Raw genomic sequence first — 19145 nt, 5'->3', positions numbered from 1 at the left:
ACCCCGCCGGCGACCGGTCGGTCAGCCTTTGAGCGCGAAGTCCACTCGGTCGTGCGGCTCGGCGGCGAAGTGCCGGCCGGGGTACCGGAGGCCGCCGAAGTACATGTTCGTGTGGGCGACGATCTGCTCCCCACTCACGTGGACACCGTCGTGCTCCGCGTCCGTTGTCGTGTGCGCGTCCGACACCAAGGTCACGTCGAACCCGTGGACCGCTGCGGCCTGGGTCGTCGTACGGATGCAGTAGTCGCTCTGCGCACCGGCGACGACGAGGTGCTGCACTCCCGAGCGCTCCAGGATCGCGAGGAGGTCGGTGTCCGAGAACGAGTCCCGGTACTCCTTCTTCACGAGCGGCTCGTCCGGCCGGCGCTCCAACGGTGCTGCGAGCTCCCAGTCCGGAGACCCCTCGGCGAAGTCGCCGTGGTCCTGCACCCACACCACCGGTACACCGCTCGCTCGTGCACGGTCGACGAGGCGGGCGGTCCGCATGAGCACGCCCTCGGTATCGAAGCAGTCGCGCACGACGCCTCGCTGCAGGTCGATGACGAGGATCGCACTCATGGTCGGCATGAGGGCATCCTGCCACTGAGCAGCAGTACCGAGGATGCTCCGAGCGCGGCAGCCCGGGCCGGCCCGAGCTCGGCGCGGGCGCCGTACCCGGTCGATCCGGTACTGATCGAGCCGGCGGACGGACGTTGCAGCTGAACGTCGTGCCGGGCCCGCCAGCACGCCCGAGGAGACCCAGAAGGCCGTGATGGGTGAGATCCAGTGACCGACGAGCAGGATCAGGGCCGGCAGGAACAGCGGCTCTCCGCCGTCCGCCGCTGCGGCGGCCGCAACGACCGCGAACAGGCCGGCGGCGGCTCCGACGGCAGCCGACCCGAAGCGCACTGCGGGAGGTCCCAGGACGATCACCCGCTGATCATGGCACCCGCATGACGGGCGGCGCATCGCGGGTCGACGAGCGGGGCCCGGGTGGTGCGAGACTCCTGTCATGACGAAGCGCGCTCGACGGGCTGCCGTCGCTGTCGGCAGCCCGACCGCGGGAGCCCGGGCCACCTCCGGCCGCTTCGCGGTCCGTCCCGGCACCTTCAACCTCGCGGGCGAGCTGTTCACGCCGGCGGGCGCACGACTGACCCGCCGCAAGACGGACATCAGCGTGGAGACCGCGGCGGAGCTGGTGCGCGCCGGTGCCGAGCTGGCGTACGAGGTGTGCGGCTGCGGAGGCGGCGGTCCGTGCAAGCCCGTCTGGCCCGAACGGGCGGCGATCGCGGTGCTCGCGAAGTCCTCGCTCCCGTCCGTCAGTGCCCGCCCGACGGCTCCCACGTGGATGGACGTGTGGGCAGGTGACGGGGTGACCGCGGTCTTCTGTCACGGTGACATCACCTGGGGCTCGGCGCTGCCCTGAACCGCCGACGCTAGCGGGGACGGTGTCGTCCTCAGCAGAACGACGGACAGGGAAGGGACGCAACGAGCAAGAACGTCGCGACGACGAAGAAGACGCTGGCGACGACGCCCGCCGTGAGTGCGACCCACAGGCCACTCCGGCGATGCTTCCACTGCCACACGCACAGAGCGGCCGCTGACAGCCACAGACCTCCCTGCACCAGGACGAGCATCCAGCGCGCCCAGCCCAGCGCGTCGCCGACGAGCACGGACCAAGAGAGCGCGAACCAGACGACGCCGACCGTCGCGGCGAGACCGACCGCGAGCGCCGCGATCGTCGGCCAGGTACCCGGCACCCCTCGCTCCCGGGGCGGTCGTGCCACCTTCCAGACGAGCGGTTCCTCCGTGGGTGGCTGCACGACGGAAGAGTACCCGGAGCGCGACGCACGGACTGGCCCGTCTGTCCGCTCTGCCGGCGATGACTCCTCGGATGTCGTTCGGCTTCGAACTGCATGCCCCGTCGGCGCCGGTCACGCACCGAACCGCCGATGGCGGACCCGCGCGAGCCGTACACTGCACGCACGCCGCTCTCCCTGGGTCGGCGTCACCTCGACGATCCGAAGGACGGTCCCGCATGGGCATGTTCGCCACGTTCACGTTCGCCGATCAGCGGTGGAGCGTCGACGAGGAGGAGATCGCTGACCCGGGCGCCCACCCCGAGCCCTTCTTCTCCGCGTCCGTCCACGACAGCGACCTGGTCACCGTGGCGTACGAGCCCGGACCCTCCGCCGGAGGGCTGGTCTACCTCGGGTTCCAACCGCGCGACTACTTCGACGACCCGGACGAGAGCGACGACGTCGACCTGGACGAGCAGGCCGAAGGGCTGGCGAGGTGGGCTGCAGCAGTGACGGGGAGCTCGGTGGCAGCAGCCGCGATCCGGCCGCTCCTCGCCGAAGCGGTCGTCGAGGATCCCGTCGACGACTTCGCCGAGGAGACCCTGCTGAAGCTCATCACCCTGCTCGGTCTGCCCGTCCCGGGGGAGCTCGGCGAGGACTGAGGTGTCCACCTCCGACCGGGGTGACGCGGGGGAGCCGCTCGTCGTGCTCCGGATCGCAGGCGCCGCGCCCGCCCGCCACGCGCCTCCGGTCCGACGTCCCGCCGCCTGACACCCGCCGACGGGGTCCGACGGGACTCCCTAGAGTGAGTGCAGGGGGCGATTCGCCCCGGGCGGAGGAACAGACATGCGGGTAGCGATCACCGGTGGGACCGGGTTCGTGGGACGACACCTCGCGGAACGGTACGCAGCTGACGACGTGGTGGTCGTCTCGCGTCGGACCGGCGTCGAGATCGACGACGTCGACGCCCTCACCGAGGCCTTCGCCGGGGTCGACGCGATCGCCCACTGCGCAGGCATCAACCGCGAGATCGGCGACCAGACGTTCGAGCGCGTGCACGTCCGCGGCACCGCCGCCGTGCTCGAGGCGGCCCACCGGGCCGGGGTGCAGCGCGTCGTGCTGTTGAGCTTCCTGCGGGCTCGGCCGGGCACCGGCTCCCCGTACCACGAGACGAAGTGGGCAGCCGAGGAGATGGTCCGGTCGTCCGGGCTCGACTACACGGTGCTGAAGGCGGGCATGATCTACGGGCACGGGGACCACCTCGTCGACCACCTGAGCCACACCGTGCAGACCGTGCCGTTGTTCGCGTCCGTGGGGTTCCGCGAGAAGACGATCAGCCCGATCCCCGTGGCCGAGCTCGTGGACGTGCTCGTCGGCGCCCTCGAGGGGCGGCTGTCCCGCCGCACGGTGGCGGTCCGTGGCGGCGAGGCGCTGTTGCTCAGCGAGGCGGTCCGCCGGGTCGCGCGCGTGGTCGACCGGCCGGTGCGGGTGTTCCCGGCGCCGGTGTGGGCGCACCGGGTGCTCGGACAGGTCACCGAGTGGACCATGCGCGTGCCGCTCGTCGCGAAGGCGCAGGTGCGGATGCTCGTCGAGGGGGTCACCGAGGCGACGCAGCCGGCCGGCGAGCTCCCGGCGGACCTCGCGCCGAGGGCCCACTTCGACGACGAGCACATCCGAGCGGCGCTCCCGCCCCGGGGCGGCTTCACCTGGCGGGACCTGCGGTTCCCCGGACGACCGTGACGCGCGCGACGTCCTCCGATGCGGTCTCGCGACGCAGGAGAGCTCAACCGCTGACACGTGCGGAACGCACGGCGAAGCGGCGGCAGTACGAGCAGCCGATGTGGCTACCACAGCCCTTCCGGTGGTGCTGGACCTGGGTGGTCCGACCGATCGTCGTCGTGGTCCTCAAGGTCTTGGACGTCGCGGTGAGCACCTGGCACTGACGACGGTTGCCTCCAGCTCGGAACGTCCGTTCCAACCGGCCGGTCGTGTCACACGACCGTTACACGAGGGAAACGGACGGCGCGAACAGCCTCCATAGCGTCGTCCACGAGCGGGGACCCCCGCCGCCCACTCCCACGGAGGACGCCTTGGTCACAGAGATCGCGACCCCGGTCGCCGCGCCCCACGCCCCCCGCACGACCTCGTCGGCAGCCGCCGGCGCAGGCGTCGTCAAGCCCGGGTACGACCCGGCGCTCACCAACGAGGACCTCGCACCCCTGCGCGAGCAGCGCTGGACGAGCTACAACATCTTCGCCTTCTGGATGTCCGACGTGCACTCGGTCGGCGGGTACGTCACCGCCGGGTCGCTCTTCGCGCTCGGCATCGCGAGCTGGCAGGTCCTCGTCGCCCTCGTCGTCGGCATCCTCATCGTGCAGGTCTTCGCGAACCTCGTCGCGAAACCGTCGCAGCGCACCGGGGTGCCGTACCCGGTGATCAACCGCGCGGTCTTCGGCGTCATCGGGGCGAACGTCCCCGCGGTCATCCGTGGCCTCATCGCGACGGCCTGGTACGGCGTGCAGACCTTCCTCGCCGCGCAGTCGCTGAACATCGTCTTCCTCAAGTTCATCCCCGGCTCCGCGGCGCTCCTCGACCACTCGTTCCTCGGGCTCTCCGCGCTCGGCTGGATCTCCTACGGCATCCTCTGGGTCGCCCAGGCCGCACTGTTCTCGATGGGCATGGAGGCGATCCGCCGCTTCATCGACTTCGCCGGCCCGGCCGTCTACGTCGTGATGATCGCGCTCGCGGTGTACCTGGTCGCGAAGGCCGGCATCGGCAACATCTCGCTGACCCTGCACACTGGTGCGCCGATGTCGTTCGGCGCCTCGATCCCGGTCATGCTCTCGGCCGTCGCGATCGTCGTCAGCTACTTCTCCGGCCCGATGCTCAACTTCGGTGACTTCTCGCGCTACGGCCGCTCGTTCCGGTCGGTCAAGCGCGGCAACTTCTGGGGTCTGCCGGTCAACTTCCTGTTCTTCTCGGTGCTCACCGTGCTCTGCGCGAGCGCCACGGTGCCGGTGTTCGGCAAGCTCATCACCGACCCGATCGAGACGGTCCAGGCCATCGACGCACCGTTCGCGATCCTGCTCGGCGGCCTGACCTTCGTCACCGCGACGGTCGGCATCAACATCGTCGCGAACTTCATCAGCCCCGCGTTCGACTTCTCGAACGTCGCCCCGCGGAAGATCAGCTGGCGGACGGGCGGCATGATCGCCGCCGTCGGCTCGGTCCTGCTGACCCCGTGGAACTGGTACGGCAACGACCAGGCGATCCTCTACACGCTCGGCATCCTCGGTGCCCTCATCGGCCCGCTCTTCGGGATCCTCATCGCCGGGTACTACCTCGTCGCGAAGCAGCGGGTCGCGGTCGACGACATGTACACGAAGGAGCCCACCGCCCGGTACTGGTACCGCGCCGGTTGGAACCCGAACGCGATGTGGACCCTGCTGGTCGCCGGTGCCGTGTCGGTCGCGAGCGCGGTGCTGCCGCCGGCGACGGGCGTCCTGCCCTGGCTGAGCAACTACAGCTGGTTCATCGGCTGCGGCCTCGGTCTGGTCGTCTTCTGGGCGCTCGAGCGCCGGTCGCCCCGGATGCCGGTGCTGGCCGCGGACGACCCGACGGTCGACGACGGCGCAGCCGTCGGACGCGACTGACCCGGCCGTCGCACGGCACTCGCCGACCCGACCCGACCTGATCGCCGACACCGGCCGGGAGGCGCGACCCGCCTCCCGGCCGCACCGTCGCCTCCCGGGTCCACCGCCTCCCTCCTGTCCCCACTCCCGTCCGAGAGGTCCCGCTTGCACATCCGCGTCGTCAACCCCAACACCACCGCGTCGATGACGGCGGCGATCGGCCGCGCCGCGGCCGCCGTCGCCGGCCCCGGCACCCTCGTCGAGGCGGTGACCCCCACGACCGGACCGGCCTCGATCGAGAGCCACTACGAGGAGGCCCTCGCGGTCCCCGGGCTCCTCGAGCAGATCGCGCTCGGCGAGCAGCAGGGGGTCGACGCGTACGTCGTCGCGTGCTTCGGCGACCCGGGACTCGACGCCGCGCGGGAGCTCGCCGCCGGACCGGTGATCGGGATCGCCGAGGCCGGCTTCCACGCCGCCGCGATGCTCGGTCGCCGGTTCGGGGTCGTCACGACGCTGGCCCGCACGACCGGGCGTGCGTGGGAGCTGGCGGAGCGCTACGGGTTCGCCTCCCTGGTGACCGAGATCCGGGCGTGCGAGGTGCCCGTGCTGCAGCTGGAGGACCCGACGTCGGGGGCCCGGGAGCTCGTCGTCGAGGAGTGCCGCGCCGTGATCGCGGGCGGCGCGGACGCCGTGGTGCTCGGGTGCGCGGGCATGGCGGAGTTCTGCGCCGAGGTCTCCCGTGAGATCGGTGCGCCGGTGGTCGACGGGGTGGCCGCGGCGACGGTGCTCGCGGAGTCGCTCGTCCGGCTCGGGCTGCGGACCGGCAAGGCCGGCGAGTACGCACCCCCGCCGCCGAAGCCGGTGACGGGACTGCTGTCCGGCTTCACGGTGCAGGCGGCCGGGTCCTCCGCGCCGGTGTCGGCTCCGGTCCTGCTCGCGGAGGTGTCGGCATGAGCGCCGCAGTGCACGCGGACCTGGTGCTCCGCGCTCGGCGTGCCTGGGTGGACGGCGTCCTGCAGCCGGCCGCGGTCGTCGTCCGCGACGGCGTGGTCGACGCGGTCCTGCCGTTCGAGGCGTCGGTCGCGGCGACGGAGGACCGGAGCGTCCCGGACGAGCACGTGCTGCTGCCGGGACTCGTCGACACCCACGTGCACGTCAACGAACCCGGTCGCACCGAGTGGGAGGGGTTCGCCTCGGCCACGAGGGCGGCGGCCCTCGGCGGCGTGACCACGATCATCGACATGCCGCTTAACTCGATCCCGGCGACGGTCGACGTCGACGCCCTCGCGGTGAAGCGGGCGAGCGCCGAGGGACGCGTCGCGGTCGACGTCGGGTTCTGGGGAGGAGCGATCCCCGCCAACGCCGGGGCACGCGGCCCGCTGCACGACGCCGGGGTCTTCGGCTTCAAGTGCTTCACGGCGCCGAGCGGCGTCGACGAGTTCCCGCACCTCGACCCGGCGCAGCTGCGCGCGGCGATCGAGGAGGTCGCCGAGCTCGACGCGCTGCTCATCGTGCACGCCGAGGACCCGGACCACCTGGTGCCGCACGGGTCGCTCGGTGGCCACTACGTCGACTTCCTCGCCACCCGTCCGGGCAGTGCCGAGCAGTCCGCCGTCGCGCGGGTCCTCGACGGGGCCCGGGCGACGGGAGCCCGCGTGCACGTGCTGCACCTGTCCGACGCGGGGGTGCTCCCGATGATCCGCGCAGCCAGGGCCGAGGGCGTCCGGGTGACCGTCGAGACGTGTCCGCACTACCTGGCGTTCGAGGCCGGGTCGATCCCCGACGGCGCGACCGAGTTCAAGTGCTGCCCGCCGATCCGCGACGACGCGAACCGCGACGCGCTGTGGGCAGGGCTGCTCGACGGCACGATCGACTGCGTCGTGTCCGACCACTCGCCGTCGACGGCCGACCTGAAGACCGACGACTGGGGCTCGGCCTGGGGCGGCATCGCCGGTCTCCAGGTCGGCTTCCGGGCGGTGTGGACCGAGGCCCTGCGTCGTGGGGTCCCGCTCGAGGCCGTCCTGCCCTGGTTCACGACGGGGCCGGCGGCGCTCGTCGGGTTCACCGACCGCGGCCGGATCGCGCCGGGCACGGTCGCCCACTTCGCGGTCCTCGACCCCGCGGCCGAGGGCGTCGTCGAGGTGTCGGCGCTGGCCCACCGCAACCCGGTCTCCGCCTACGCGGGCCTCCACACGGTCGGCGTCGTCACCGAGACCTGGCTCCGCGGTCGGCTCGTGGCGACGGCCGACCACGGGGTCACCGCCGTCGAGGGGGTCCTGGTCGACCGCCCGACCGCACCGCAACACGCACGAAACGAACGTTCCGGTATCGTCCTGAACGGAACGGAGGCACCATGACCCAGCCAGTGAACCCGCCCGCCCGACTCCTCATGGGGCCGGGACCGATCGACGCGGACCCCCGCGTGCTCCGCGCGCTGTCGACCCCGCTCGTCGGGCAGTACGACCCGTGGATGACGGCGACGATGACCGAGACGCAGGAGCTCTACCGCCAGGTCTTCGGGACGCGGAACGACGCCACGGTGCTCGTCGACGGCACCTCCCGCGCGGGCATCGAGGCGGCCCTGGTGTCCCTGCTCGCCCCGGGCGACCGCGTGCTCGTGCCGGTCTTCGGACGCTTCGGGCACCTGCTCGCCGAGATCGCCACGCGTGCCGGTGCCGAGGTGCACACGATCGAGACCGAGTGGGGGCAGGTCTTCCCGCCGTCGGTGATCGAGGACGCCGTGCGCCGGGTCCGGCCGAAGGTCCTGGCAGTGGTGCAGGGCGACACCTCGACGACGATGAACCAGCCGCTCGACGAGCTCGGGGCGATCTGCGAGCGGCACGGCGTGCTGCTCTACACCGACGCCACGGCGAGCGTCGGCGGCAACCCGCTCGAGACCGACGCCTGGGGGATCGACGTCGTGAGCGCCGGCCTGCAGAAGTGCCTGGGCGGGCCCTCCGGCAGCGCGCCGATCACCCTGTCGCCGCGTGCCGTGTCGGTGCTCGACGGCCGCCGGAGCATCGAGGCCGGCATCCGCGAGGCCGACGACGTCGTGTCCGACGACCCGATCCGCTCGAACTACCTCGACCTCGCGATGATCCTCGACTACTGGGGCCCGCGACGACTCAACCACCACACCGAGGCCGCGTCGATGCTCTACGCCGCGAACGAGTGCGCCCGCATCCTGCTCGAGGAGGGGCGCGAAGCCGTGATCGAGCGCCACGCGACCGCCGGTCGGGCGATGCTCGCCGGGGTCGAGGCCCTCGGGCTGCGCGTGTTCGGCGACGTCGCCCACAAGATGCACAACGTCGTCGCCGTGGAGATCCCGGACGACGTCGTGGGCGATCAGGTCCGCGGCGCGATGCTCGAGGACCACGGCATCGAGATCGGCACGTCCTTCGGGCCGCTGCACGGACGGGTCTGGCGCATCGGGACGATGGGCTACAACGCGCGGAAGGACACCGTCGTGCGGACCCTCGCCGCGCTCGAGCACTGCCTGCGCCGCGCCGGCCACGCCGTGCCGCAGGGCGCAGGGGTCGACGCCGCCCTCGACGTGCACGCCGGCCCCGCCGTCGACACCGATCGCACCGCATCCATCGGGGCACCCGCGTGACGCCGGCGACCGGACCCTCGACCACCGAGGCACCCGCGGCACCGGGAGCACCGACGGCGAGCGCCCGCGCGATCGCCGACGCCGCGACGATCGTCCGGTGGTGCGACACCCTCGCCGAGATCTCGCAGGACGAAGGACGCACCACCCGCGTGTACCTGTCCCCGGAGCACGCCCGGGTGAACGCGGTGGTCGCGGAGTGGATGCAGGACGCCGGACTCCGCACCTGGCAGGACGCCGCCGGCAACCTGCACGGCATCGTCGACGGCGCGACGCCGGACGCCCCCGTGCTGCTGCTCGGCTCACACCTCGACACCGTGGTCGACGCCGGTCGCTACGACGGCGTCGTCGGGGTGCTCATGGCGATCCGCACCGCGGCCCGGCTCGCCGCGTCCGGGCCGCTGCCCTTCGCGCTGCAGGTCATCGCGTTCTCCGACGAAGAGGGAACGCGGTTCGGCAAGGCCCTGCTCGGGTCCTCCGCGGTCGCCGGGGTCTGGGACGACGCCTGGTGGGACCTCGAGGACGGTGACGGCACCACGCTCCGGCAGGCCTTCACCGACTTCGGGCTCGACCCCGCCCGCGTCGGCGAGGCGGCACTGCGCCCGGAGCGACTCGTCGGCTACCTCGAGGCGCACATCGAGCAGGGTCCGTACCTGGAGCAGGCCGGTCAGGCGCTCGGCGTCGTCACGAGCATCGCGAGTGCCCGACGGTTCTCCGTCGAGGCGGTCGGCGAGGCCCGGCACGCCGGCGGCACGCCGTACGAGCGGCGGCACGACGCCCTGCTCGCCGCGGCCGAGGCGGCGCTCGCCGTCGAACGGATCTGCCGTGCCGAGCAGCACGTCGGGACCGTCGGGACGATGTCGGTGGAACCCGGAGCGGTCAACGTCGTCCCGGGGCTCGCCCGGTTCAGCGTCGACCTGCGCGGCGAGTTCGACGAGGGCCGTGACCGCGTCTGGGAGTCCATAACGGCCGCGTTCGACGAGATCGGGGCCCGCCGGGGGGTGACGGTGGCGCCGACCGAGGTGCACCGCGCACCGGCGGTGTTCTGCGCCCCGGCGTTGATGGACGCCGTCCGCGCCGGGATCGCCGCGACGGGAGAGGTCGCGCCGGCCGAGCTGTTCTCGCGCGCCGGGCACGACGCGATGTCCCTCGGACTCGTCACCGACGTGGCGATGCTGTTCCTCCGCAACCCGGACGGCATCAGCCACCACCCCGACGAGTTCGTCTCCGAGGACGACGTCGCACTCGGCCTCGACGCCCTGGCCGTGGCCGTCGAGCGCATCGCCGACGACCGGGCGGAAACCCGGTGAGCGCCGTGCCCGACGTCCGCGCCCGGGTCGACGCGGTCTGGGACCGGCTGTCGCCCGCCGAACGCCGGGTCGCCGCGATGGTCCGCCACGACCCGGAGCTGCTGCTCGTCGGCACCTCCGCCGAGCTCGCGGCCGAGTCGGGTACCTCGAAGGCCACGGTGTCGCGGCTCGTCCGCTCCCTGGGGTTCCAGGACGCGGCCGAGGTCCGGCAGGAACTCATGTCCGCGCGGGGCAGCGGCCTGCCCTGGGCGGCCGAGGACGCCGCGCACGTCGATCAGCGCGCTGTCGAGGCGCGGAACCTCGACGCCGCGTTCGCCTCACTCGCGCGGGCGGACCGCGTCCGACTCGCCCGCCGCATCGTCCGTGCCCGTCGGGTGCTCGTCTTCGGGGAACGCGGTGCCCACCCCGTCGCCATGCAGCTCCGGTCGCAGCTGGCGCAGGTGCGTCCGGACGTGCGGATCGGTCCGGCTCCGGGGCAGCGTCTGGGCGAGGAGGTCGCCGACCTCGACCGGCGGGACCTCGTCGTGCTCGTCACCGTCCGGCGCCACGCGGCGGGTGCCGAGCGGCTCGTCCGGCACTGCGTCGCGACCGGTGCCGACGTGGTCGTCCTCGGGGACCCGACGGCGGCGGTGATCGCGGCTCCCGCGGCGACCGCGGTGCTCTGCCCGGTGGACTCGCCGTCGGCGTTCGACTCGATGGCGGCGCTCTTCGCGGTCGTCGCAGCGATCGCGAACGACGTGTACGAGGCCTCCGGACCGGCGGGTCGTGCCCGCGTGGACGCCGTCGCCGCTGCCTACGACGCGCTCGGGGAGCTCGCCGCTCGCTGACCGTCGTCGCGGTCGTCGCGGTCGTGTCGGCGCCCGTCGCCGCGCCGCGGCGGCGGGTCGCCCCGCTCGAGCTCGTCGCGCAGCGCTGCGTTCCGCGCGGCGATCAGCCGCGGCAGGTACCGGGCGAGCGCGATCCGCTCGGCCAGCCACCCGAGCGGACCGAGCGGTGCCCGGAAGACGATCTCGTCCACCATGCGCGTGCCGACGACCGACGGCTCGAACCGGTGCTCGTGCCGGAACTGTGCGAACGGACCACGCACCTGCTCGTCGACGAAGCGACCCGGAGCCTCCATGGCGGTGATCCTGCTCGTCATCGACCAGACGACCCCGAAGTGCCGCGCGCGCCACGTGACGCTCTCCCCGAGCCCGATCGTGCCGGTCGTCGTGCCGGCAACGGCGCGTTCATCGGTGTCGGCCATCGATCGCTCGTGCGCGCCGATGTCGAGCGACAGCGCGAAGACGCGCTCGACCGGAGCGGCGATCTCGGTGACGACGCGGAAGGCGACCGTCACGGCGTCGGCCAGTCCGTCGGCGTGCTCCGGTCGTCGTCCCGCAGCACGGCGGCGAGCAGTTGGTCGTGGCGCACCCCGCGGTGCACGACGGCGGAGCGGGACCGGCCCTCGAACCGCATGCCGATCCGCCGGGCGGTCGCGGCCGAGGCCGCGTTCGTGCCGAGCGCGCGCCACTGCACCCGCACCAGACCCAGCCCGGTCGGCGGGGCTGCGAAGGCCCAATCCAGTACGCGCGCTGCGGCCTCGGTCACGAACCCGTGCCCGCGGCCGTCGGGGTGCAGTGCGTAGCCGATCTCGCCGGCGCCGTCCGCGAAGCCGAACACGCCGACCGTGCCGAGCAACCGTGGGTCGTCCGCTCGTCGGATCCCGAAGTCGTAGCGGGTGTCGTCGCGCCACCCGGCATCGACCTGCTCGAGGAACCGGTGCGCCTCGGCGTGACCGTACGGCACCGGGACCGGGGTGAAGGCGATCACGTCGGGGTCGTTCGCGTACGCGACGACGGCCTCGACATCGGCCGGACCCGGAGCGGAGAGCACGAGCCGGTCGGTGCGGAGCGTCACGGGGAGCACACCGCGAGCCTAGTGAGCCTGCGGTCGCAGGGTAGCGTCGGCGCCATGACGTTCGACTCCCTCGCCTTCCCGGTCATCGACGGACACAACGACCTGCCCTGGGAGCGTCGCGAGTCCCACGACTCCGGCGTCGAGGGCATCGACACCGAGCAGGGGACGCTGCACACCGACCTGCCGAAGCTCCGGGCCGGTGGGGTCGTCGGTCAGTTCTGGTCGGTGTTCGTGCCGTCCGACGACCCGGATCCCGTGCGGACCACGCTGCAGCAGATCGACACCGCGCACCGGATCGTCGCGCGGTACCCGGACGACCTGACGTTCGTGCGGACCGCCGCCGAGCTGCGTGCCACCGTCGATGCCGGACGCATCGCGTCGTTGCTCGGTGCCGAGGGCGGCCACTCGATCGGCGACGACCTCGCGGTGCTCCGGTCGTTCGCCCGGCTGGGTGTCCGCTACATGACGCTGACGCACAACGACGACACGACCTGGGCGGACTCGGCCACCGGTGTCCGGGCGCACGGGGGCCTGACCGACCGCGGCCGCGAGGTCGTCGCCGAGATGGAGCGGATCGGCATGCTCGTCGACCTGTCCCACACCGCACCGGCGACGATGCGCGACACCCTCGACGTCGCGACGCAGCCGGTCGTCTTCAGCCACTCGTCGACCGTCGCCGTCGACGACCACCCGCGGAACGTCCCCGACGACGTGCTCGTCCGACTCGGAGACAACGGCGGCGTCGTGATGATCACGTTCGTGCCGAAGTTCGTCTCGCGCGCGTGGGCGGACTGGGAGGAAGCCGGCTCCGAGGGGGAGCCGCCGCTCGTCACCGTGGCGGACGTCGCCGACCACGTCGACCACGCCCGCGAGGTCGCGGGGGCGCGCCACATCGGGCTCGGCGGCGACTACGACGGCACACCGGTGCTGCCGCCGGACCTGCGGGACGTGTCGCGGTACCCGGTGCTCGCGGAGGAGCTCCGCCGCCGCGGCTGGGGCGACGACGACCTGCGGGCGCTCGCCGGCGGGAACGTGCTGCGGGTGCTCGAGGCGACGGACGAGCGGTTCGCGGGGAGCGCGCTGCACTGAGGCCGGCTGCCGGTCGTGGTCGGCGCTGCGGTGGCAGGGACGCGGCCGGGGGGCGCGGCGTACGACCGCCGCGCGCCGCTCGGGACTCCTGCTCCGCCTCTTCCCATCGCGGTCGCCGTACATTCCGATAGCTCGCCCCGCGCGCGCCCTGCTCATGACACTTGTGCGATGAACGAGGGGAACCTGCTCCCGGCGACGTACCGGGAAACGCTCGACGCCATCCGCGTCCACGTCCGCGGCACCAGGACCGCGGTGCAGCTCGCTGCCAACGCGCACGTCATCCACCTCTACTGGGCGATCGGCCGCGAACTGCTCGAGCGGTCCCGATCCGCGCCGTGGGGGAGCGGGGTCCTCGGTCGCCTCGCGGAAGACCTCCGGAGCGAGTTCCCGGCGATGCGCGGCTTCTCCGCGACGAACCTCAAGTACATGCGTCAGTTCGCGGTCGCCTGGCCGAACGAGCAAGCAATCGGTCAACAGCTTGTTGACCGATTGCCCTGGGGGCACGTCACGCTCCTGCTCGGTGTCCGATCGCCTGCGGTACGGGCGTGGTACGCGGCGACCGCCGCGCAGTCCGGGTGGTCTCGGAACGTCCTCCGCCACAACATCAGGAGCGGCGCCCACGAGCGACACGGTGCCGCCAGCACGAACTTCAGCCGCCTGCTCGACGCGGACGGAGCCGACCTGGCGCAGCAGATGACCCGCGATCCGTACGTCCTCGACTTCCTCGCGGTGGACGGCGACCGCGACGAGCGAACGCTGGAGGCGGCGATGACGACCCGGATCGCCGAGACGCTCCGGGAGCTCGGCGAGGGTTCGCGTTCGTCGGACGCCAGGTCCACTTCGAGGTCGAGGGCAGCGACTTCTTCGTCGACCTCCTCTTCTTCCACGTCGAGCAGCTGCGCTACGTGGTCGTGGAGCTCAAGACCGGCGCCTTCCGGCCGGAGAACCTCGGCCAGCTCACCTACTACGTCGCCCTCGTCGACGACCGACTGCGCCGCGACCACCACGCCGAGACCGTCGGGCTCCTGCTCGTCGGCGGCAAGAACGACGCCGTCGTCCGCTACGCACTCAGCGCGGCGAACGCACCGGTGGGTGTCGCGTCCTACGAACTCCTGCCGCCCGACCTACAGCGATCACTGCCGACGGAGGCGCAGTTGCGGCGTGCGCTGCTCGGCGGCGAGTAGGACGGGCGTCAACGGGCGTCATCGACAGGGGAACGCCGGGCGCCGTCGCTAAGATCGCGAGCGGACCGCAGCGCCGCCACCGACGGCGTGACGACTCGACCCGGAGGACGACAACGGATGACCGGCACCATCTACGACAACATCTCGCAGGCGTTCGGCAACACCCCGCTCGTCCGGCTCAACCGCCTGCCGAAGGCCGACGGTGCCGAGGTGCTCGCGAAGCTCGAGTTCTACAACCCGGGCTCCAGCGTGAAGGACCGCCTCGGCGTCGCGATCATCGACGCGGCCGAGGAGTCCGGCGAACTGCGCCCGGGCGGCACGATCGTCGAGGGCTCGTCGGGCAACACCGGCATCGCGCTCGCCCTGGTCGGCGCCGCACGTGGCTACCGCGTCGTCATCACGATGCCCGAGACGATGAGCGTCGAGCGGCGGGCCCTGATCCGAGCCTTCGGCGCCGAGATCGTCCTGACCCCGGGCTCCGAGGGCATGAAGGGCGCCGTGGCCCGCGCCGGCCAGATCGTCGACGAGACCCCCGGCGCGATCCTGGCCCACCAGTTCGAGACGCCGGCGAACGCCGCGATCCACCGGAAGACCACGGCGGAGGAGATCCTCCGCGACACCGAGGGTCACGTCGACGTCTTCGTCGCCGGCGTCGGCACCGGCGGCACCATCACGGGTGTCGGGCAGGTGCTCAAGGAGCGCGTGCCCGGCGTGCAGATCGTCGCCGTCGAGCCCAAGGACTCCCCGCTGCTGACCGAGGGGAAGGCCGGCCCGCACAAGATCCAGGGCATCGGTGCCAACTTCGTGCCCGAGGTCCTCGACCGCGACGTCATCGACGAGGTGTTCGACGTCGAGCTCGACGACGCGCTCCGGGTCGCCCGCGCGCTCGGTACCGAGGAGGGCATCCTGTCGGGCATCTCGTCCGGCGCGATCATCCACGCGGCCGTCGAGATCGCCGCCCGCCCGGAGAACGCCGGCAAGCGCGTCGTCGCGATCGTGTGCGACACCGGTGAGCGCTACCTGTCCACGCCGCTGTTCGAGGGGCTCACTGCGTGACGCGTGCCGTCCGACGTGGCGTGCTGTGGCGGGTCCGGGAGGACCTTGCTGCGGCACGCCGCGGTGACCCCGCCGCCCGGGGCGACCTGGAGAACGCGGTCGTCTACTCGGGGCTGCACGCGATCTGGACCCACCGGCTCACGCACCGGCTCTGGCTCGCGCGGGGCCTCCCCGGCTCGCGGTTCGTCGCCCGGGGGGTCGCGCAGATCGCCCGATCGGTCACCGGCATCGAGATCCACCCCGGGGCGCGCATCGGTCGCCGGTTCTTCATCGACCACGGCATGGGCGTCGTGATCGGGGAGACGGCGGTCATCGGTGACGACGTCCTGCTCTTCCACGGGGTCACCCTCGGCGGGCGTGGCGGGGAACACGGTCCGGGGCAGCGGCGGCACCCGACCGTGGGGGACCGCGTGGTGCTCGGCGCCGGGTCGTCGTTGATCGGCGCGATCACGGTGGGCGCGGACTCGGTCGTCGGGGCGAACACGGTCGTCACGAAGGACGTTCCCGCGGGCTCCGTGGTCACCGGCATCGCCGGGACCGCCAGGCCGAGGTCCGGGCACGAGGGCGTCCCGACGCTCTGACCGCCGCCGGCCGCGCTCGCCGTCGTGGTCGCGCTCGCCGTCGTGTCGGGACCGTGCGGCATGCTGGTGGGGTGGACGGCGCAGCACTGCACGAGGTGACCTTCCGGACGGCCCTCGCGCTCCCCGCGGTCGAGGAGACGCAGCCCTTCGGCGAGCACTCCGTCGTCCACAAGGTGGTCGGGCGGATGTTCGTCCTCGCGACGACGCTGCGCGGCGTCCCGATCGTCAACCTCAAGTGTGCTCCGCCGCACGCGGCGGCCCTCGTGCGCGACCACGCCGAGATCACTCCGGGGTGGCACATGGACAAGCGGCACTGGATCACGCTCTCGCCGGGCGACGGACTCGACGAGACGATGGTCGAGGACCTCGTCGCGAACTCGTACGACCTCGTGGTCGCCGGCCTCCCGAGGGCCCGACGCCCGCTCGATCCCGGCGCAGGACGTCGTGCCGGTGACTCAGACGCGACCGCGGGCGAGGACCTTCGAGACGTCGCGGACGACCTTCGGGGCGAGCCGGTCTCCCGAGTCGAGCACGGCGCGGGCCCGCTCGGGTGACAGCCCGGCGGAGATCTCCCCGATCGTGACGCCGTGCTCCGGTCGGTGCGTCACGACCACGCGGTCGCCCGCCGCCACCGGTCCGCTGTGCAGGACCCGCAGGTAGGCGCCCGGACGGTTCTCCGCTGCGAACCGCTTCACCCACCCGGGGACCCCCATCCGGCGCGCGAAGGTGCCGCAGGGCACCCGGGGGATCGTCACCTCGAGTTCGAGCGTCTCGCCGATCCGCCACCGCTCGCCCGTCACGGCGCCGGTCACGTCGACGTCGCTCGTGCGCAGGTTCTCGCCGAACAGGCCCGGCGGGACGTCGCGCCCCAGGACCTCGGCGAAGTACGCGGCGTCCTCGTCGGCGTAGGCGTAGACCGCCTGGTCCTCGCCGCCGTGGTGCTTCCGGTCCGCCTGCACGTCCGCGTGGAGCCCGAGCGGGCGGACGCGGACGGGGCCGTCCACCGGACGCTTGTCGATCGCGGTGATCCCGATCGTGCCCGAGTCGCGGAGCAGCTGGTCGACGCGGCAGACGGCGGTGATGTGGCTCATGCTCCCCATCCTGACGCAGACGGCGGACGGACCGCAGCACGTGACATCACCCGGCGGCGTGACGATCCGGCTCCGGGATCCGTCACACCGGTGGAACCAGAGGAGACCGACCATGACCGACACCACCTGCGCCGCCGCCGCCGCCGTCCTGCGACGCCCCGGCCCGTCCCCGATGCACAGCGCGACGGCACGCATCCCCTCGGCACACGGTCTGGCACAGGTGCGCGTCCGGACGCTCGGCGCCCGCCCGGTCGGCCCGCTGCAGGTGATCGGGACGGGCCCCGCCGCCACCCGCCCAGACTTCCTCCACCACTGACCGGTAGAAGGGTGACGTGCCGTACCAGCCCCTCGCCGACCTCGACGACGCCGTCCTCGTGGGCCGCTCGTCCGACGGCGACGTCCGGGCGTTCGAGGTCCTCATCCGGCGGTACACGCCGCTGCTCCGTGCCTACGCACGGCGCACCCTCGGATCGACCGACGAACTCGACGACGTCGTGCAGGAGACCTTCATCACCGCGTGGGGCCGCCTCGACGCCCTCGAGGACGGCGCCAAGGTCAAGTCGTGGCTCATGCGCATCCTCAGCCGCAAGTGCATCGACCGCATCCGTGCGCGGCGTGAGCACCTGGACGTCACCGAGCTCGAGGTCGAGGCGCCGCGGGACGACGCCCCGGAGCGGGTCGCCGAGGCCCGGTCGCGCGAGGAGGCCGTCGAGACCGCCCTGGCTGAGCTGCCGGAGGCACAGCGGCGGTGCTGGGTGATGAAGGAGGTGCTCGAGTACCGCTACGAGGACATCGCCGAGGAACTCGACCTGCCGGTGTCGACGGTGCGCGGCCTGCTCTCGCGCGCGAGGAAGAACATGATCCGTCTCATGGAGGCATGGCGATGACCGGACCAGACGACGTGCAGCCAGACGACGTGCACCACGACGACGTGCAGCCCGACGTGCGCCTCGACGCCCTGGAACCCGAGGACCTCGACGGCCACACCATCGACGAGCTCGCGGACTACCTGGACGCCGGGATGCTGCCTGCCGACCCGAGCATCGACGACTCAGCCGCGTGCCAGAACGCCCTCGCCGCCCTGGTCCGGCTCCGGCAGTCGTCCCTCGGCTCGCTCGACGCCGCGGCTGAGCAGGAGGCACCGGCCGACGAGTCGTGGATCGGCGGTGTGCTGGCGAACATCTCGCTCGAGGCCCGAGCCGGTCGGGACGTCCCGCTCCGGCCGTCGGTGCCGACCGAGCGCCCCGTGATGACCGAGGGCGCGATCCGGTCGCTGGTGCGGACGGCCGGCGACGTCGTGCCCGGCGTCGTGATCGCCCGGTGCTCGCTCCAGGGCGACGTGACCCTGCTCGACGCGCCCGTCCGGGTGCTGGTCGAGCTGGCGATCCGGGCCGGGACGCCCATCCACGCCACCGCCGAGCAGGTCCGCCAGGCCGTCGCCGAGACCCTCGCCGAGCAGACCGACCTGGTGGTCGAGGCGGTCGACGTGCGGGTCCGGGACCTCCTGCCCCCGCTCCCACCGCGGCACGACGACGGAGCGGTGCCCGGCGCCGCCGACGAGGAGGACCCCGCATGAGCCTGGACGACGCAACGGCCGCGGCGATCGAGGAGGCCGTCCTGGCGGCACCCGGTGTGGCCGACCTGTACCGCGCGAAGCCGACGCTCGGCAGCGCGGTCGAGTCCGCCCGCCGGATCGCCTCGCGTGCACCGGTGACCCGGGTCGTGCTCGACGACGACGTCCTGCGCGTCGTCGTCGGCACCGACGGATCGGTGCCCGCCCGGGTCGCAGCGCGTGCGGCGCACGACGCGGCACTCCGCGTCGCCGGTGAGCGCGGACTCGCGCTCGGCCGCGTGGACGTGCGCATCGCGCGCGTCGGCTGAGCGGACCGGCGGGTCGCGCGACGGAGCGCCGGGC

Annotated in this window: 24 protein-coding genes and 1 pseudogene; 20 read left to right on the top strand and 5 right to left on the bottom strand. The window is 72.7% G+C overall.

Annotated elements, in window-relative coordinates; translation table 11 throughout:
* Positions 1 to 21: 21 nt before the first annotated feature.
* The gene (locus C1N91_RS11900; RefSeq protein WP_137767874.1) at positions 22 to 567 is read right to left on the bottom strand and encodes a cysteine hydrolase family protein; all 546 of its coding nucleotides are present in this window, start codon (positions 565 to 567) and stop codon (positions 22 to 24) included.
* 198 nt (positions 568 to 765) lie between these two features.
* Here C1N91_RS11900 and C1N91_RS16750 point away from each other — a divergent pair, with 198 nt between their 5' ends.
* Together C1N91_RS16750 and C1N91_RS11895 are read left to right on the top strand one after the other, a co-directional pair.
* Positions 766 to 936: a hypothetical protein gene (locus C1N91_RS16750; protein WP_175416007.1), complete on the top strand. Its 171-nt coding sequence runs from the start codon at positions 766 to 768 to the stop codon at positions 934 to 936.
* A gap of 55 nt (positions 937 to 991) precedes the next feature.
* Positions 992 to 1405, top strand: coding sequence for a hypothetical protein (locus tag C1N91_RS11895; RefSeq protein ID WP_137767873.1), 414 nt, complete (start codon positions 992 to 994; stop codon positions 1403 to 1405).
* 31 nt (positions 1406 to 1436) lie between these two features.
* Here the strand turns inward: C1N91_RS11895 and C1N91_RS11890 are convergent, their stop codons facing one another.
* Positions 1437 to 1802 carry a hypothetical protein gene (locus C1N91_RS11890; protein ID WP_137767872.1) on the bottom strand — a complete coding sequence of 122 codons (366 nt, stop codon included), beginning with the start codon at positions 1800 to 1802 and terminating at the stop codon, positions 1437 to 1439.
* Positions 1803 to 2017: 215 nt separating this feature from the next.
* Here C1N91_RS11890 and C1N91_RS11885 point away from each other — a divergent pair, with 215 nt between their 5' ends.
* The 8 genes from C1N91_RS11885 to C1N91_RS11850 all read left to right on the top strand — a co-directional run bounded on the left by C1N91_RS11885 (position 2018) and on the right by C1N91_RS11850 (position 11157).
* Positions 2018 to 2440, top strand: coding sequence for a hypothetical protein (locus C1N91_RS11885; protein WP_137767871.1), 423 nt, complete (start codon positions 2018 to 2020; stop codon positions 2438 to 2440).
* Between the two features lie 184 nt (positions 2441 to 2624).
* On the top strand, positions 2625 to 3518 hold the full coding sequence (locus tag C1N91_RS11880; RefSeq protein WP_137767870.1) for an SDR family oxidoreductase: 894 nt from the start codon (positions 2625 to 2627) through the stop codon (positions 3516 to 3518).
* A 350-nt stretch (positions 3519 to 3868) separates the two neighbouring features.
* A complete protein-coding gene (locus C1N91_RS11875; RefSeq protein WP_137767869.1) occupies positions 3869 to 5431 on the top strand; it encodes an NCS1 family nucleobase:cation symporter-1 in 1563 nt (520 codons plus the stop codon).
* A gap of 144 nt (positions 5432 to 5575) precedes the next feature.
* Entirely contained in the window at positions 5576 to 6364 is a 789-nt protein-coding gene (locus C1N91_RS11870) for an aspartate/glutamate racemase family protein (protein ID WP_137767868.1), read from the top strand.
* Entirely contained in the window at positions 6361 to 7767 is a 1407-nt protein-coding gene (gene allB / locus C1N91_RS11865; protein WP_137767867.1) for an allantoinase AllB, read from the top strand. Before C1N91_RS11870 ends, allB begins: the two co-directional genes overlap by 4 nt.
* Positions 7764 to 9023 carry a pyridoxal-phosphate-dependent aminotransferase family protein gene (locus C1N91_RS11860; protein WP_137767866.1) on the top strand — a complete coding sequence of 420 codons (1260 nt, stop codon included), beginning with the start codon at positions 7764 to 7766 and terminating at the stop codon, positions 9021 to 9023. The genes allB and C1N91_RS11860 overlap by 4 nt, the downstream gene beginning before the upstream one ends.
* On the top strand, positions 9020 to 10330 hold the full coding sequence (locus C1N91_RS11855; RefSeq protein ID WP_254678237.1) for an allantoate amidohydrolase: 1311 nt from the start codon (positions 9020 to 9022) through the stop codon (positions 10328 to 10330). Before C1N91_RS11860 ends, C1N91_RS11855 begins: the two co-directional genes overlap by 4 nt.
* Positions 10327 to 11157 carry a MurR/RpiR family transcriptional regulator gene (locus C1N91_RS11850; RefSeq protein ID WP_137767865.1) on the top strand — a complete coding sequence of 277 codons (831 nt, stop codon included), beginning with the start codon at positions 10327 to 10329 and terminating at the stop codon, positions 11155 to 11157. The genes C1N91_RS11855 and C1N91_RS11850 overlap by 4 nt, the downstream gene beginning before the upstream one ends.
* On the opposite strand, the gene C1N91_RS11845 is transcribed toward C1N91_RS11850, so the two are convergent.
* Complete coding sequence (locus C1N91_RS11845) at positions 11124 to 11669, bottom strand: SRPBCC family protein (protein ID WP_137767864.1); 546 nt, start codon at positions 11667 to 11669, stop codon at positions 11124 to 11126. The two genes, C1N91_RS11850 and C1N91_RS11845, sit on opposite strands and share 34 nt — an antisense overlap.
* A complete protein-coding gene (locus C1N91_RS11840) occupies positions 11666 to 12238 on the bottom strand; it encodes a GNAT family N-acetyltransferase (protein ID WP_137767863.1) in 573 nt (190 codons plus the stop codon). Before C1N91_RS11840 ends, C1N91_RS11845 begins: the two co-directional genes overlap by 4 nt.
* A 45-nt stretch (positions 12239 to 12283) precedes the next feature.
* Between C1N91_RS11840 and C1N91_RS11835 the strand changes: the two genes are divergently transcribed.
* From C1N91_RS11835 to C1N91_RS11815, 6 genes and pseudogenes are all read left to right on the top strand, one after another.
* The gene (locus C1N91_RS11835; protein ID WP_137767862.1) at positions 12284 to 13318 is read left to right on the top strand and encodes a dipeptidase; all 1035 of its coding nucleotides are present in this window, start codon (positions 12284 to 12286) and stop codon (positions 13316 to 13318) included.
* 168 nt (positions 13319 to 13486) lie between these two features.
* Positions 13487 to 13885: pseudogene (locus tag C1N91_RS17015) on the top strand (DUF1016 N-terminal domain-containing protein); the annotation flags it as partial.
* Positions 13864 to 14502 carry a PDDEXK nuclease domain-containing protein gene (locus C1N91_RS17010; RefSeq protein ID WP_368074194.1) on the top strand — a complete coding sequence of 213 codons (639 nt, stop codon included), beginning with the start codon at positions 13864 to 13866 and terminating at the stop codon, positions 14500 to 14502. The pseudogene C1N91_RS17015 and the gene C1N91_RS17010, both read left to right, overlap by 22 nt.
* A gap of 117 nt (positions 14503 to 14619) precedes the next feature.
* Positions 14620 to 15558: a cysteine synthase A gene (gene cysK / locus C1N91_RS11825; RefSeq protein WP_137767861.1), complete on the top strand. Its 939-nt coding sequence runs from the start codon at positions 14620 to 14622 to the stop codon at positions 15556 to 15558.
* Positions 15555 to 16139, top strand: a complete 585-nt coding sequence (gene epsC, locus C1N91_RS11820; RefSeq protein WP_254678235.1) for a serine O-acetyltransferase EpsC — start codon at positions 15555 to 15557, stop codon at positions 16137 to 16139. The genes cysK and epsC overlap by 4 nt, the downstream gene beginning before the upstream one ends.
* Before the next feature lie 71 nt (positions 16140 to 16210).
* Positions 16211 to 16693 (top strand): MmcQ/YjbR family DNA-binding protein, encoded by a 483-nt coding sequence (locus C1N91_RS11815; RefSeq protein ID WP_137767860.1) that lies wholly within the window; start codon positions 16211 to 16213, stop codon positions 16691 to 16693.
* Here C1N91_RS11815 and C1N91_RS11810 read toward each other — a convergent pair.
* Positions 16595 to 17230: an MOSC domain-containing protein gene (locus C1N91_RS11810; RefSeq protein WP_137767859.1), complete on the bottom strand. Its 636-nt coding sequence runs from the start codon at positions 17228 to 17230 to the stop codon at positions 16595 to 16597. The genes C1N91_RS11815 and C1N91_RS11810 overlap by 99 nt on opposite strands.
* A gap of 112 nt (positions 17231 to 17342) precedes the next feature.
* On the opposite strand from C1N91_RS11810, the gene C1N91_RS11805 reads away from it, so the two are divergent.
* Genes C1N91_RS11805 through C1N91_RS11790 form a run of 4 tightly spaced genes read left to right on the top strand, consistent with a single transcriptional unit; the run spans position 17343 to position 19111 of the window.
* Positions 17343 to 17546 (top strand): hypothetical protein, encoded by a 204-nt coding sequence (locus C1N91_RS11805; protein WP_137767858.1) that lies wholly within the window; start codon positions 17343 to 17345, stop codon positions 17544 to 17546.
* Between the two features lie 16 nt (positions 17547 to 17562).
* Positions 17563 to 18117, top strand: a complete 555-nt coding sequence (locus C1N91_RS11800; protein WP_137767857.1) for an RNA polymerase sigma factor — start codon at positions 17563 to 17565, stop codon at positions 18115 to 18117.
* On the top strand, positions 18114 to 18806 hold the full coding sequence (locus tag C1N91_RS11795) for an Asp23/Gls24 family envelope stress response protein (protein WP_137767856.1): 693 nt from the start codon (positions 18114 to 18116) through the stop codon (positions 18804 to 18806). The genes C1N91_RS11800 and C1N91_RS11795 overlap by 4 nt, the downstream gene beginning before the upstream one ends.
* Positions 18803 to 19111 carry a hypothetical protein gene (locus C1N91_RS11790; protein WP_137767855.1) on the top strand — a complete coding sequence of 103 codons (309 nt, stop codon included), beginning with the start codon at positions 18803 to 18805 and terminating at the stop codon, positions 19109 to 19111. Before C1N91_RS11795 ends, C1N91_RS11790 begins: the two co-directional genes overlap by 4 nt.
* Positions 19112 to 19145 lie beyond the last annotated feature (34 nt).

The organism is Curtobacterium sp. SGAir0471 (assembly GCF_005490985.1).
GTDB lineage: Bacteria > Actinomycetota > Actinomycetes > Actinomycetales > Microbacteriaceae > Curtobacterium.
This window is presented reverse-complemented; position numbering and strand designations above follow the sequence as displayed.

Coding starts and splice junctions, on each gene's coding strand:
- C1N91_RS11900 (WP_137767874.1), bottom strand. CDS start 567: ATGCCGACCATGAGTGCGATCCTCGTCATCGACCTGCAGCGAGGCGTC.
- C1N91_RS11895 (WP_137767873.1), top strand. CDS start 992: ATGACGAAGCGCGCTCGACGGGCTGCCGTCGCTGTCGGCAGCCCGACC.
- C1N91_RS11885 (WP_137767871.1), top strand. CDS start 2,018: ATGGGCATGTTCGCCACGTTCACGTTCGCCGATCAGCGGTGGAGCGTC.
- C1N91_RS11880 (WP_137767870.1), top strand. CDS start 2,625: ATGCGGGTAGCGATCACCGGTGGGACCGGGTTCGTGGGACGACACCTC.
- allB (WP_137767867.1), top strand. CDS start 6,361: ATGAGCGCCGCAGTGCACGCGGACCTGGTGCTCCGCGCTCGGCGTGCC.
- C1N91_RS11860 (WP_137767866.1), top strand. CDS start 7,764: ATGACCCAGCCAGTGAACCCGCCCGCCCGACTCCTCATGGGGCCGGGA.
- C1N91_RS11835 (WP_137767862.1), top strand. CDS start 12,284: ATGACGTTCGACTCCCTCGCCTTCCCGGTCATCGACGGACACAACGAC.
- cysK (WP_137767861.1), top strand. CDS start 14,620: ATGACCGGCACCATCTACGACAACATCTCGCAGGCGTTCGGCAACACC.
- C1N91_RS11810 (WP_137767859.1), bottom strand. CDS start 17,230: ATGAGCCACATCACCGCCGTCTGCCGCGTCGACCAGCTGCTCCGCGAC.
- C1N91_RS11805 (WP_137767858.1), top strand. CDS start 17,343: ATGACCGACACCACCTGCGCCGCCGCCGCCGCCGTCCTGCGACGCCCC.
- C1N91_RS11795 (WP_137767856.1), top strand. CDS start 18,114: ATGACCGGACCAGACGACGTGCAGCCAGACGACGTGCACCACGACGAC.
- C1N91_RS11790 (WP_137767855.1), top strand. CDS start 18,803: ATGAGCCTGGACGACGCAACGGCCGCGGCGATCGAGGAGGCCGTCCTG.